The sequence below is a fragment of the Noviherbaspirillum humi genome (genome assembly GCF_900188095.1).
GTDB classification, from domain to species: domain Bacteria; phylum Pseudomonadota; class Gammaproteobacteria; order Burkholderiales; family Burkholderiaceae_D; genus Noviherbaspirillum; species Noviherbaspirillum humi.
In genome coordinates, this window is record NZ_FZOT01000001.1 from 284874 (window position 1) to 298186 (window position 13313).

Sequence of the window (13313 nt, forward strand, 5' to 3'; positions counted from 1 at the left end):
GGGGCGCGATTCACAGACAGTGATTCACAGCCAGTAGGAAAGCAGCCGCGTCGACCATTCGCGCATGCGCTGGAACATGCCGCGCTGGCTCCACTGCTCTGGCAGGATCTGGTCCGACTCCAGCACGTCGCGCTGGAACAGGGCCTCCATGCGGTCGGCGAAGTCGGTGCTGAGGATGACGGCATTGATCTCGTCGTTGTGCAGGAAGCTGCGGATATCGAGATTGGTGGAGCCGATGGTGGACCAGACGCCGTCGATCACCGCCGTCTTCGCATGCAGCATCGCCTGCTTGCGCTCGTAGATCTTGACGCCGGCGGCGAGCAGTTCGTCGTAGTAGGAGCGGCTGGCGTAGAGGATCAGCGTGTGGTCGGTGAAGCTGGGGAAGATGATGCGCACGTCGATGCCGCGCCGGGCCGCATCGATGATGGCGCCGACGATCTCCTTGTCGGGCACGAAGTAGGCGGTGGTCAGGTGCACATAGCGGTCGGCATGCGCCAGCGCCGAGACATAGGTCTTGTAGACCGAGTAATCCTCCTTCTCCGGCGTGCTGCCGATGGCCCGCACCAGGGAATTGCCTTCGCGCCTGAGCGGCGGGAAGAAGCCGGCGTCGGGCAGCGCCTGCCCGGTCTTGCGCAGCCAGGTGTCGACGAACATTTTCTGGAACTCGGCCACCGCCGGCCCTTCGATCTGCATGTGGGTGTCGCGCCAGGCGGCTTCCTTGGCATCCGGCGGGTTGTCGTCCTGGCGGCGGTTGCGGCTGAAGAAGGAACTCTTGCCATACACCCGGCTGATATTGACGCCGCCGGTGAAGGCGATGCGACCATCCACCACCAGCAGTTTGCGGTGGTCGCGCTGGTTCACCGTCCAGTTGCCGCGCGCCTCGAGCGGATTGACCGGATTGAATTCCAGCAGCCGGACGCCGCCGGCGCGCAGGCGCTCGAAGAACTCCTTCGGCGTGCCGAGCGTGCCCACGCTGTCGTAGATGACGCTGACCTGGACCCCGGCGGCGCGCTTTTCCAGCAGCAGATCGGCCAGCGCGCGGCCGACTTCATCATCCTCGAAGATGTAGGTTTCCAGGTTCACATGCCGGCTGGCGCCGCGGATGGCGTTCATCATCGCCCGCATGGTGATCGGGCCGTCGTCCAGCAGTTGCACCTTGTTGCCGGCCACCAGCGGCGCGCCGATGATGGCTTCCTCCGCCGCGATGTGCTTGCTCAGGATGTCGGTGGCGCCGGCCCTGGCCGCCATGCCGTCGATGATGGCCTGCTTGCGGCTGTCCGGCAGCTCGCCGCGGCTGCCGACGATATTGGGGGTGGCTTTCGGCGTGAGCTGGCTGTCGCGCAGATAGGAGACATCCGGCAGCGAGGCGCAGCTGCTCAGCAGCAACAGCAGCAGCAAGGCGCAGAAGCGTTGCAGCGGGCGGGAAAGCGACGGATGCATGGCGGAGTCTGTCATCATGGAAAGGGGATTGATGCTTTGAACATATTTGCAGGCAAATAATTCCGCATGGCGAAACCGATGATGCGACAGCGCCTGGACATTGCATCAGGTTGCGCTAGCTGCCGACCGGCTACACTGCCGGCATGAACATCATCGGCGTCGACTTCACCTCCGTTCCCCGCCGCAGCAAGCCCATCACCGTCGCCCATGGCGAGGCGGACGGCGCGGTGCTGCGCATCACCCGGCTGGTGCCTTATCCCGACTGGGCATCCTATGAGCACTGGCTGGCGCAGCCCGGCCCCTGGATCGGCGCCTTCGACTTTCCCTTCGGCCTGTCGCGCGAACTGGTGGACCACCTCGGCTGGCCGGGCACCTGGGCGGAGCTGGTGACGCATTGCGCCGCCCTGCCCCGCGCCGCCCTGCGCGACACCTTCAAGGCCTTCTGCGATGCCCGGCCGGCGGGCAGTAAGTTCGCGCACCGGGTCACCGACGGCCCGGCCGGGTCCAGCCCGTCCATGAAATGGGTCAATCCGCCGGTGGCTTACATGTTTCATGAAGGCACCCGGCGCCTGCTGCAGGCCGGCGTGACGGTGCATGGCCTGCACGCCGGCGATCCGCAGCGCATCGCGCTGGAAGGCTACCCCGGCCTGGTGGCGCGGGCGGTGACGCGCGCTTCGTACAAGAGTGATGAAAAGAGCAAGCAGACGCCGGCGCGGCGCGCGGCGCGCGTGGCCATTTTGCGTGCGCTGCAGGAGGGCAGCCATCCGCTCGGCGTCACGCTCAAGCTGAGCCGCAAGCTGGCTGGGGAATTGGTGGAGGATGGCAGCGCCGACTGGCTCGACGCGGTGCTGTGCGCGGTCGCCGCCGCCTGGGCGGCGCAGCGACCGAATTATGGCTTGCCGGCCGACATGGATCCGGTGGAAGGCTGGACCGCCGGCGCGGCATTCGATTGATCAGGCGGCATTCATTGTCCGCCCGTTAGCTCAGGCGTTCGGTCCGAGCCAGACCTTGTTCTGCACGCGGGAGATGGCATAGCCCTTGGCGCCGATCTGCTCCAGCGCATCGCGCGCATCCAGTCCCAGCACCGTCTCGTTGTCTTCGTCCAGGTCGATATTTTGCTCGGCCGTCTCCCAATCGATGTTCGTCGCTTCCTCGGGGATGGGCCGGCCTTCGGGCACGGCCAGATAGGAATAGTTGCCCGCGTTCTCAGGGCGCTTGTAGACATCAACTTTCATCTTCCTGTCCTTTCATGAGGGTTCCAGAACTCTCCCATCCCCCTTCTTGCCGGGGATGAAATGAGTTCTAGCATTGACCATCCGACATCACAAAAGGTTGCGGTGCCGGCGGGGCCCGTCGATCAAGTCGGTGCTTGCCTGCAGCCGCCGGCCGATCGTCTTGGCGGCCTGCCATGAAAGTTGAAGCCGGCCATGCCGCCTCGCCAACATACTCCAAATAAATCTTTCTGTATTGCATAAACGGATATTGAGTCCGGGAAACCCGATATTTAGAATGGGAAACGTTGCGCCACGTCAAGAAATTCTTGACCGAACGTCACCAGTCTTCAACGGGTTCTTCCAGAGCCGGTTTGCTTGCAATCCGAAAGTGTTTAGAGAGTATGTCAAAGTTTTTTGCACAGAAAAGAAACGCCCGCAGCAAATGGACCATTCAAGCCGCCCTCAGCGCGTTCGGTGCCGCCTTCGTCGGCGCCAGTTTGCTGTTCTCTTCCCTGCCTGCCGCCGCCGCCGCACCGGCGCCGATCGTACCGGCAGCACAGGCTGCGCCAATGACCATCGATGCCTCGATGAACGAGCAGGTCGTCATGGTGCCGGCCATGGTCGGCAACACGCGCGCCGCCGAGCTTGAAACCACCCTCTTCAAACCGCCGGGCAACGGTCCCTTTCCGCTGGTGATCATGAACCACGGCAAGGCGCTCGGCAATCCGCGCCTGCAGGGCCGCGACCGCTTCGTCTTCCTCAGCCGCGAGTTCGTCAAGCGCGGCTATGCGGTCGCCATCCCGATGCGCAAGGGCTTTTCCCAATCCACCGGCGAGTACGTCGACCGCGGCTGCGACATGACCGCGCACGGCCAGACCCAGGCCGACGACCTGCAGAGCGCGCTCGAGTATTTCCGTGCCCAGCCCTGGGTCGACAAGAACAGCATCGTGCTCGCCGGCCAATCCTATGGCGGCCTGACCGCGCTCGCCGCCGGCACCCGCGGCCTGCCCGGCGTGAAAGCCCTGATCAACTTCGCCGGCGGCCTGCGCGTGCACGGCGGCGACTGCGCCTGGCAATCGTCGCTGATCAAGGCCTTCTCCGAGTACGGCAGCCATACCAGCCTGCCCAGCCTCTGGTTCTACGGCGAGAACGACAACCACTTCAGCCCGGAGCTGGCCTCGCGCATGTACAACGCCTACCAGCAGGCCGGCGGCCGCGCCCGCCTGATCGCCTTCGGCCCCTTCAAGTCGGATGCCCATGGCATGAGCGGCAGCCGCGACGGCGTCAGGATCTGGTGGCCGGAAACCGAGCGCTTCCTGAAGGAGATCGGCATGCCGACCGACGAGATGTACGCGCTGGCCGACGACAACCGCATTCCGAAGACCGACTATGCGGCGATCGACAACATCGAGGCCGTGCCTTTCCTGCGCGACGGCGGCCGCGAGCAGTACAAGGTCTTCCTGAGCAAGTCGGCGCCGCGCGCCTTCGCCGTGTCGCCTACCGGCGCCTGGAGCTGGGCCGAGGATGGCGACGACCCGGCGGAGCAGGTGTTGGCCACCTGCCAGAAGAACAGCTCGCAGCCGTGCAAGCTGTACGCCGTGGACAACAACGTGGTCTGGGCGCCGGACACCATGACCGCCAGCGGCGGCAAGCCGGCCAATGCCAGCGGCGTCACGCCCAAGCTGACCGGGCCCTGATCTTTCCGCCAACCCCGACGCCTGCTTCGCGCCGCGGCCGAGCAGGCGTTTTCCATTCGCCTTCACTCATGAAAAACCCGCTTTCCAAATCCCGTGCCGGCCTGCTTGCCTCGATCGGCCGCCATTATTCCGGCCCGATCACCGGCGTCGCCCTGGCGGCGCTTTCCGCTTTCATGATCGTCACCGGCATCAAGGGCCTGCTCGGTTTTCCCATGACCCGCGCCAACGCCGCCGCCGACCTGCTGGGCATCGTCATCGTCATCGGCGCGCTGCGCTGGATGCGGTCGCGCAAGGATTAGCCTTCGCTGGACCCTGCCAGCGTCTAGGCGTTTTCCGGGCGGCATGGAATCCATGCCGCCCTTTTGCTTTCTCATCCGCTTCTGCATCCCTGACGAAACTTCACCCGGCGCGGCTTGTCATTCAAGACATATCGGGAAAGGCACAGCATGGTCGAGCAGAAATGGCCGCAGCACATCTGGATCGTCCGGCACGGACAGAGCGCCGGCAATGTCGCGCGCGACCAGGCCGAGGCGGCGCGCAAGATACTGATCGACATCGCCCATCGCGACATGGACGTGCCGCTGTCGGACCTGGGCCGGCAACAGGCGCAGGCGCTCGGCCGCTGGTTCGGCGCCATGCCCGTGGACCAGCGGCCGAGCGTGGTGCTGTGCTCTTCCTATGTGCGCGCGCAGGAGACGGCGCAGATCGCGCTGGAGGCGGCCGGCGTCGATATCGACGACATCGTATTCCAGGTCGACGAGCGCCTGCGCGAGAAGGAATTCGGCATCCTCGACCGCCTCACCACCTACGGCATCCGCCACAAGTACCCCGAGCTGAGCGAGCAGCGCGGCCACGTCGGCAAGTTCTATTTCCGTCCGCCGGGCGGCGAGAGCTGGTGCGACGTCATCCTGCGGCTGCGCAGCGTGCTCGACACCATCAGCCGCGAATACCGGCGCGAGCGGGTGCTGATCGTCGGGCATCAGGTGATCGTCAATTGCTTCCGTTACCTGCTGGAGCGGCTGGACGAAAGAGCCATTCTGGAGATCGACCGCGCCGCCGACGTGCCCAACTGCTCGGTCACGTCCTATGAATTCGATCCGGCCCGGGGCAAGCATGGCAAGCTGGTGCCGCGCCTGGTCAACTTCCTGGCGCCGCTGCAGGAAACCGGCACTCCGGTGACGGCGGAGCCGGACATGCCGGCCGCACCGAAATCCTGACCTTGCGCGAGATGCCTCCATGACCGAGCCCGACGGCGAGATCCAGCTCATCGACGACGACAGCCTGCGCGCATGGCCGCTGCCGATGCCGGCGATGGAGGGCGACAAGGAAGAGCGCGGCCGCGCCCTGATCGTCGCCGGCTCGCGCGAAATGCCGGGCGCCGCCCTGCTCGCCGTCAACGCCGCGCTGCGCGCCGGCGCCGGCAAGGTCACCCTGGCCACCGGAGAGAGCATCGCCCTGCATCTGGCCATCGCCCTGCCCGAAGCGCGGGTCGTCGCCTTGCCGGAAACCGACGATGGCGCCATCGCGCCGGAGCTCGGTCCGCTGCGCGAGCTGGCGCCGCGCTATGCCGCCGTGCTGATCGGCCCCGGGATGCAGAACGAGGAAGCGACATGCGCGCTGGCCGCGGCGCTGCTTCCGCTCGTGCGGGAGGCGAGCGTGGTGATCGATGCCAGCGCCATGGCGGTGCTCGCGAACGGCCGGCGCATCGATTCGCCGGTGCTGATCACGCCGCATGCCGGCGAGATGGCGCACCTGTCCGGCGACGACAAGGAGTCCATCCAGCGCGACCCGCTCGACGCCGCCCGCCGTGCGGCCCGCCGCTGGAACGTGCTGGTGGCGATGAAGGGAGCCACCACCTTTGTCGCCCATCCCGACGGACGCGCCTGGCGCCATGACGGCGGCAATGTCGGCCTGGCCGTGTCCGGTTCCGGCGATACCCTGGCCGGCATCATCGTCGGCCTGGCGGCGCGCGGCGCGCCGCTGGAACAGGCTTGCGCCTGGGGCGTGGCGCTGCATGCCCGCGCCGGCGAGCGGCTGTCGATCGCCGACGGCCTGCTCGGCTATCTGGCGCGCGACATCCCGGCCCAGGTGCCGGGCCTGATGCGGTCGCTGCGCAGCAATTGAGCCCGCCGGGATGACAGACTTATGGGATGCGTTCCGCCGGGGACGCGGATAAACTTTTCCCCGTCGACCATGCGGGACCATCTGCACGGCGCATCGACCGGGAGATTCCGATGCTATCCCTTACCTATCTCAGTTCGGCGGTCCGGCTCATGGGCGAAGCCGAGCTGGTCAACATGCTCAAGGCAGTGCGGCCGATCAACGAGCAGCTCGGCATCACCGGGCTGCTGCTCTACCGTGACGGCAACATCATCCAGACCCTGGAAGGGCCCGACGAGGCGGTGGAAGCCACCTTCGCCAAGATCTCGCGCGACCAGCGCCACAAGGATGTATTCCTGCTGATGAAGCAGGCGATCGACAAGCGGCAGTTCCCGAACTGGTCCATGGGCTTCCACAATGTCAGCAAGCTGTCGCCCGACGCGCTGAACGGATTCAGCGCCTTCCTGAGCGATCCTGTGGCGGCCGAAGCCTTCCGCGATTGTCCGGAGCCGGCCTACCAGCTGCTGGCCATGTTCCGCGAGAACATGAAGTAGCCCCCGAATTCACCCCTCGATATCCACCGCGCAGCCCGCCGGCACCCGGTCGAACAGATCGATGATGTCGGCGTTTCGCATGCGCACGCAGCCATGCGACAGCGGCACGCCCATGGGCTCGCTGTCTGGGCAGCCGTGGATGTAGATGTAGCGCCGCATGGTATCCACTTCGCCGAGGCGGTTGCGTCCCGGCTCGCAGCCCGACAGCCACAGGATGCGGCTCAATATCCAATCGCGCCCCGGATGCCGCGCCGCCAGTTCTTCCGAATGGATTTCACCCGTCGGCCGACGTCCGACGAACACCGTATTGGCCGGCAGGCCGGCGCCGATCCTGGCCCGTACCACATGGCGGCCGCGCGGCGTGCAATGGCTGCCGCGTCGTTCGCCGGCGCCGCGCAGCGCGGTCGATACCGGATAGCGGCGGATGGTTCCGTCGTCCTCGACGAGGCTGAGGCGTTGTTCGGGAATGCTGATGATCAGGCGCGGCATGTCAATCTGCTAAGCGGGTGGGACGAGGAAGCGTCGGCGGGAACAACGATAGCACCAAGCGCCCGGCGTCCACAATCACGCCGCGTTTGCGGCTGCTGCGAACCAGCCGGTTCTGGTAAGCTCGAACCGCGGTCCGCCCATGAGGAACCCTTGAGGAAGTTTGGAAATCATGTCTTTGCCCGATCCCGGTTTCGATATCACCAGCCTGAGCGCGCTGGAATCCCTGTTCGATGCGCCCAGCAAGGCGGCGATCGTCAAGGAATCCGACCGCATCATCCCCGGCTACCGGCAGCTGATCGAAGCCTCGCCCTTCGTCGCCCTGGCCACCGCCGGCGCAGGCGGACTCGACTGTTCGCCGCGCGGCGATGCTGGCGCGGTGGCGCAGGTGCTGGATGAAAAGACCCTGGTGCTGCCCGACCGGCGCGGCAACAACCGCATCGACAGCCTGCGCAACATCATCCACGATCCGCGGGTGGCGCTGCTGTTCCTGATCCCCGGCGCGGTGCTGACGCTGCGCGTGGCCGGCCGCGCCCGCATCAGCGTCGACCCGGCGCTGCTGTCCCGGTTCACGCAGGAAGGCAAGCCGCCCAAGGTCGTGATCGTGGTCAGCGTGGAGTCGGTGTTCTTCCAGTGCTCGCGCTCGGTGGCCCAAGCCGGACTGTGGGACGGCGCCAGCCATGTCGATGCGTCGCGCCTGCCGACGCCGGAAGCCCTGCTGGCGCAGCGCGGCGGCGCGCCCGGCGATGCGAAATACGACCCGCGGCCGGAACCGGCCGGGGCCTAGATCTCATTCAGGAATCGGCTTTCAGGCGGCCGCTTCCTTCTTCGCCGCCGGCTTGCGCTTGGACGCGAGCATGGTGCCGCGGCACTCCGGCGCGCCGCAGCGGCAGCCGTAGATGCGCTTCAGCTTGGCGGTATGCCGCTCCTCCAGTTGCAGGCCGTAGTCGTAATTCAGCTCTTCGCCGCGCGCGATGTCGCGCACGGCGTAGATGTACACCTTGCGGTCCTCTTCCCGGGCTTCGCAGTTCGGCGCGCAGGAATGGTTGATCCAGCGCGCATCGTTGCCCTCGCTGCCGCCGTCGATGATGCGGCCGCTCTCCAGGCTGAAGAAGAAAGTATGGCCGGACTCGCTGTCCTGCGCCTGATGGCGCTTCTCCGCCTTGCGCCAGCTGATGCGCTCGCCGCCGTATTCGATGATCCGGGTGCCGGCCGGGATCTTGCGGGTCGCGAATACGCCCTTGCCATGGACCTTGGAGTCTCTCACTGCATAGAACGGCTTTTCTGCGGACGGGGCGGGTGCGGCGGCAGGACTGCTCTTGGTGTTCTTGGAAGGTTTCATTCTCGGTTCGGGATGAGGAAAGCCGCCATCAGGGCGGCGGCTCGCGGGCTATCATTGTAATTTAAAGCGCTGCCCGATAATGCAGGTTCGTACGAGCCATCTCAAATCCGATGCATCCATGCCTGGCCTTCCGCTGAATCCCCTCCCGCTTCTTCCGGCCGACCCGTCGTTCGCAGAGCAAGGGCTGCAGCACGCCCGCCGGGTGCTGCAGCAGGCGCATGGACTGCCGCAGCGCTGGCAGCGGCGCGAACGCTTCACCTTCCTCGATGCCGGCTTCGGCGGCGGCGCCATGCTGTTCGCGCTCTGGCGGGCGCTGCGCGCCGATCCGCAGGCGCCGCGCCGCTTGCACTATGTCGCGCTGTTGCCGCGGCCATTCGAAGGCGGCGAATGGGTGCGCGCTTATGCTGCGCAATCCGAAGCCTTGCCCCTGGCGCAGGAACTGGCCGACGCCTGGCCGCCGCTGGTGCGCGGCTTTCACCGGCTGCTGCTGGACGCGGGGCGACTGACGCTCACCCTGGTCTTCGGCGACATCGGCCTCGACGAGATCGAAGGCCAGGCGGATGCCCTGCACGTCGATGGCGCGCTGGCGCCGATGCGTCCCGGCCGCCTCGCCGCGGCGCAGGCGACGCTGAGCATCTCGAACCCCGTGCCCGGATGGCAGCCGCTGCTGCGCAGCGATGGCTTCGATTGCGCCGCGACGGATGCAGCGCTCGACGATCTGCTGGTGGCGCGCCATGCGCCGCGCTGGGCCAGGACCGGCGCATCGCAGCCGCCGGACGAGCGTCATGCGATCGTCATCGGCGCCGGACTCGCCGGCAGCGCGGCCTGCGAACGGCTGGCGGCGCGCGGCTGGCGCATCACGCTGCTGGAACGTCATGCGGCGCCGGCGATGGAAGCCTCCGGCAATCTGGCCGGCATCGTCATGCCGCTATTGTCACGCGATGACAACCTGACCTCGCAGCTTGCCCGCGCCGCCTACCTGTTCAGTCTTGAGTTGTGGCGCCGCATCGGCGGCATCGGCGAAGTCATCGTCGGCGAATCCTGCGGCGTGCTGCAGCTTGCCGCCAGCGAAGACGATGCGCGCCTGCAGCGCGAGAGCGCCGCCGCGCTGGCCTATCCCGGCGGCTATGCCCGCTGGCTGGATGCGCCCGATGCGGCGAGGCTGGCCGATGGCGCCGCCGTGCATGGCGGCTGGCTGTTTCCCCAGGGCGCCTGGGTGCATCCGGCAAGCGTCTGCGGTGCCTTGCTGCGGGCCTGCGGTTCGCAGGTGGATGTGCGCTACGGCCAGCAGGTGGCGCGGCTGCAGCGCGTCGAAAACCGCTGGCAGATGCTTGATGGCGAAGACCGTCTCCTCGCCAGCGCGCCGGTGGTCATCCTCGCCAACGGCGCCGGCGCGCTCGGCCTGGCGCAGGCGGCGCATCTGCCGCTGCAATCGATACGCGGACAGGTGACCCATGTGCCGGCTGACAGCGTGCCGGCATTGCCGGTGGTGATCTGCGGCGATGCCTACCTCACCCGTCCCTCGAACGGCGTCAGCTGTCTCGGCGCTTCCTATGACATGGATGATGAGCGCGCGCTGCGGCAGCAGAGCCAGGACGAGAACATTGCGCGCCTCGCCGCCATGCTGCCCGGCGTCGCCGCTAGCCTGCGCGGCATGCCGCTCGATGGGCGCGTGGGCTTTCGCTGCGTGTCGGCCGATCGCCTGCCTCTGGCCGGCAGCCTGTCCGATGCGGACGCGCCGCTTCAAGGCACGCGCCTGCGCGACGTGCCGCGCCTGCCGGGATTGCATGCGCTGCTGGCTTACGGATCGCGCGGCCTGATCTGGGCCAGCTATATGGCGGAGCTGCTCGCCGACCGGCTCGATGGCGACATCCTGCCGATGAGCCGCGATCAGTCGGCAGCCCTCGACCCGGCGCGCTTCTTGTTGAAGATGCATCGGCGCGGAACGACGTCGCGCTGACACGCTCGACCCGGCAGCTGGCCCGGGCATTCACAAAGCAGGCTCTCATGGCATTGAGCTAGATCAGTGCATGCTGCCATACGCCAATCAAACACGCTGCACGGAAGTCAAAAATACCGAATGCCTCTGCGAGTGACCTTCTTCATAGTGCGCTTTCGCTACAAGCTGGTATAAACGAAACATGCGGGCGCGTCATGCGGCAGCAAGGAAAAGGGAAGCGGCGGACCGGGATGCGCACCTCCCATGAAAAGGGTGCTCGGCGCGAACGGGATGCGCACGCATTTGATGTCGATCAAGCTTCGGGGTCGAACTTAACGGTGCTTAAAAATTGTGCAGGCACATTTTTGTTAAACGCATTTGACCGACGTCAGGATGACGGCCTCCACACGGTTTTTTTGAACCTTTGTGACGGCTCAAAATTAATTGAGGTTTGTGGTGAAAATCCCCTATTGACCGTTTGGAAGACGGCGTATTATTGAATTGCGGAGTGGAAAGCACTCTCCCATCTACCGGTCGATTTAATCAAAGGATCCCTCATGAAAATCTTTGACAACTATGCATCGCGGTACGAACGGACAAGGGAGGAGGAGTACTCGCTCCAGGAGTATCTGGAGATTTGCAAGAAAGACCGGATGGCCTATGCCACTGCCGCCGAGCGCATGCTCGAAGCCATCGGCGAGCCGGAGCTGCTCGACACCCGCAACGATCCGCGCCTGTCGCGGATCTTCGCCAACAAGGTCGTCAAGATCTATCCGGCGTTCCGCGAGTTCTACGGCACCGAGGAAGTGATCGAACAGGTGGTTGCGTATTTCCGGCACGCGGCCCAGGGCCTGGAGGAGCGCAAGCAGATCCTGTATCTGCTCGGCCCGGTCGGCGGCGGCAAATCGTCGATCGCCGAGAAGCTCAAGCAGCTGATGGAGAAGGTGCCCTTCTACGCCATCAAGGGTTCTCCGGTAAACGAGTCGCCGCTCGGCCTGTTCTCCGAAGCCGAGGATGGCGCCATCCTCGAAGAAGACTACGGCATCCCGCGCCGCTACCTGCGCGCCATCCCCAGTCCCTGGGCGGTGAAGCGCCTGCACGAGTTTGGCGGCGACATCAACAAGTTCCGCGTGGTCAAGCGCTATCCGTCGGTGCTGAAGCAGATCGGCATCGCCAAGACCGAGCCGGGCGACGAGAACAACCAGGACATTTCCTCCCTGGTGGGCAAGGTCGATATCCGCAAGCTGGAAACCTATTCGCAGGACGATCCCGACGCCTACAGCTACTCCGGCGGCCTGTGCCTCGCCAATCAGGGCCTGATGGAATTCGTCGAGATGTTCAAGGCGCCCATCAAGGTGCTGCATCCGCTGCTGACCGCCACCCAGGAAGGGAACTACAAGGGCACCGAGGGCTTCGGCGCGATTCCCTTCGAAGGCGTGGTGCTGGCCCACTCGAACGAGTCGGAGTGGAAAGCTTTCCGCAACAACAAGAACAACGAGGCCTTTCTCGATCGTATCTATATCGTGAAGGTGCCGTATTGCCTGCGCGTATCGGACGAGGTAAAGATCTACGAGAAACTGATCCGTACCTCATCCCTCGCCAATGCACCCTGCGCACCGGGAACCCTGAAGATGATGGCCCAGTTCGCGGTGCTCTCGCGCATCAAGGACCCGGAAAATTCCAGCATCTTCAGCAAGATGCAGGTCTACGACGGCGAGAACCTGAAGGACACCGACCCGAAAGCCAAGTCCAAGCAGGAGTATGTGGATTACGCCGGCGTGGATGAAGGCATGAACGGTCTCTCGACCCGCTTCGCGTTCAAGATCCTGTCCAAGGTCTTCAACTTCGACAATACCGAAGTCGCTGCCAACCCGGTGCACCTGCTCTACGTGCTGGAGCAGCAGATCGAACGCGAGCAATTCCCGGGCGAGATTGAACAGAAGTATCTGGCCTATATCAAAGAGTATTTGGCGCAGCGCTATGTCGGCTTCATCGGCAAGGAGATCCAGACGGCTTACCTGGAAAGCTATTCCGAGTATGGCCAGAACATCTTCGACCGCTACGTGACTTTCGCCGATTACTGGATCCAGGACCAGGAGTTCCGCGATCCCGACACCGGCGAGAGTTTCGACCGCGAAGCGCTCAACGGCGAACTGGAGAAAATCGAGAAGCCGGCAGGCATTTCCAACCCGAAGGATTTCCGCAACGAGATCGTCAATTTCGTGTTGCGGGCGCGGGCGCAGAACAATGGCAAGAATCCGCTGTGGACGAGCTATGAAAAACTGCGTACGGTGATCGAGAAGAAGATGTTCTCCAACACCGAGGATCTGCTGCCGGTGATTTCCTTCAACGCCAAGGCGAGCGCCGACGATGCCAACAAGCATCAGGAGTTCGTCTCGCGCATGGTGGCCAAGGGCTATACCGCCAAGCAAGTCAGGCTGCTGTGCGAGTGGTATCTGCGGGTGCGCAAGGCGTCGTAACAGGGCGGCGGGGCGGCATGCCGCCCCGCCGCAGCAGCCAAGCGCGACACGCGGCATCGAC

Annotated in this window: 13 protein-coding genes; 9 read left to right on the top strand and 4 right to left on the bottom strand. The window is 65.1% G+C overall.

What is annotated here, in order from left to right:
• Nucleotides 1-24: 24 nt before the first annotated feature.
• Complete coding sequence (gene cls, locus CHB88_RS01380) at nucleotides 25-1458, bottom strand: cardiolipin synthase (RefSeq protein ID WP_342745470.1); 1434 nt, start codon at nucleotides 1456-1458, stop codon at nucleotides 25-27.
• Nucleotides 1459-1583: 125 nt separating this feature from the next.
• On the opposite strand from cls, the gene CHB88_RS01385 reads away from it, so the two are divergent.
• A complete protein-coding gene (locus CHB88_RS01385) occupies nucleotides 1584-2393 on the top strand; it encodes a DUF429 domain-containing protein (protein ID WP_089397495.1) in 810 nt (269 codons plus the stop codon).
• A gap of 30 nt (nucleotides 2394-2423) precedes the next feature.
• On the opposite strand, the gene CHB88_RS01390 is transcribed toward CHB88_RS01385, so the two are convergent.
• Nucleotides 2424-2675, bottom strand: a complete 252-nt coding sequence (locus CHB88_RS01390) for a DUF6139 family protein (protein ID WP_089397496.1) — start codon at nucleotides 2673-2675, stop codon at nucleotides 2424-2426.
• Nucleotides 2676-3055: 380 nt separating this feature from the next.
• Between CHB88_RS01390 and CHB88_RS01395 the strand changes: the two genes are divergently transcribed.
• The 5 genes from CHB88_RS01395 (at nucleotide 3056) to CHB88_RS01415 (ending at nucleotide 7005) form a co-directional block, all read left to right on the top strand.
• Nucleotides 3056-4351 (top strand): dienelactone hydrolase family protein, encoded by a 1296-nt coding sequence (locus CHB88_RS01395; protein ID WP_245844636.1) that lies wholly within the window; start codon nucleotides 3056-3058, stop codon nucleotides 4349-4351.
• Between the two features lie 68 nt (nucleotides 4352-4419).
• Nucleotides 4420-4650, top strand: coding sequence for a hypothetical protein (locus CHB88_RS01400; RefSeq protein ID WP_089397497.1), 231 nt, complete (start codon nucleotides 4420-4422; stop codon nucleotides 4648-4650).
• A gap of 147 nt (nucleotides 4651-4797) precedes the next feature.
• Nucleotides 4798-5568, top strand: coding sequence for a histidine phosphatase family protein (locus tag CHB88_RS01405; protein WP_089397498.1), 771 nt, complete (start codon nucleotides 4798-4800; stop codon nucleotides 5566-5568).
• A 19-nt stretch (nucleotides 5569-5587) separates the two neighbouring features.
• A complete protein-coding gene (locus CHB88_RS01410) occupies nucleotides 5588-6475 on the top strand; it encodes an NAD(P)H-hydrate dehydratase (protein ID WP_089397499.1) in 888 nt (295 codons plus the stop codon).
• Between the two features lie 110 nt (nucleotides 6476-6585).
• Nucleotides 6586-7005 carry a BLUF domain-containing protein gene (locus tag CHB88_RS01415; RefSeq protein WP_176442282.1) on the top strand — a complete coding sequence of 140 codons (420 nt, stop codon included), beginning with the start codon at nucleotides 6586-6588 and terminating at the stop codon, nucleotides 7003-7005.
• Nucleotides 7006-7014: 9 nt separating this feature from the next.
• Here CHB88_RS01415 and CHB88_RS01420 read toward each other — a convergent pair whose 3' ends face one another.
• On the bottom strand, nucleotides 7015-7494 hold the full coding sequence (locus tag CHB88_RS01420) for a L,D-transpeptidase (RefSeq protein ID WP_089397501.1): 480 nt from the start codon (nucleotides 7492-7494) through the stop codon (nucleotides 7015-7017).
• 169 nt (nucleotides 7495-7663) lie between these two features.
• Between CHB88_RS01420 and CHB88_RS01425 the strand changes: the two genes are divergently transcribed.
• A complete protein-coding gene (locus CHB88_RS01425; protein WP_089397855.1) occupies nucleotides 7664-8278 on the top strand; it encodes an MSMEG_1061 family FMN-dependent PPOX-type flavoprotein in 615 nt (204 codons plus the stop codon).
• A 21-nt stretch (nucleotides 8279-8299) separates the two neighbouring features.
• Here CHB88_RS01425 and CHB88_RS01430 read toward each other — a convergent pair whose 3' ends face one another.
• Nucleotides 8300-8833 carry an SET domain-containing protein gene (locus tag CHB88_RS01430; protein ID WP_089397502.1) on the bottom strand — a complete coding sequence of 178 codons (534 nt, stop codon included), beginning with the start codon at nucleotides 8831-8833 and terminating at the stop codon, nucleotides 8300-8302.
• Between the two features lie 118 nt (nucleotides 8834-8951).
• On the opposite strand from CHB88_RS01430, the gene mnmC1 reads away from it, so the two are divergent.
• Nucleotides 8952-10793 carry an FAD-dependent 5-carboxymethylaminomethyl-2-thiouridine(34) oxidoreductase MnmC1 gene (mnmC1, locus tag CHB88_RS01435; RefSeq protein WP_245844638.1) on the top strand — a complete coding sequence of 614 codons (1842 nt, stop codon included), beginning with the start codon at nucleotides 8952-8954 and terminating at the stop codon, nucleotides 10791-10793.
• A 536-nt stretch (nucleotides 10794-11329) separates the two neighbouring features.
• The gene (locus CHB88_RS01440) at nucleotides 11330-13252 is read left to right on the top strand and encodes a PrkA family serine protein kinase (RefSeq protein ID WP_089397503.1); all 1923 of its coding nucleotides are present in this window, start codon (nucleotides 11330-11332) and stop codon (nucleotides 13250-13252) included.
• The last annotated feature ends 61 nt before the right edge of the window (nucleotides 13253-13313 follow it).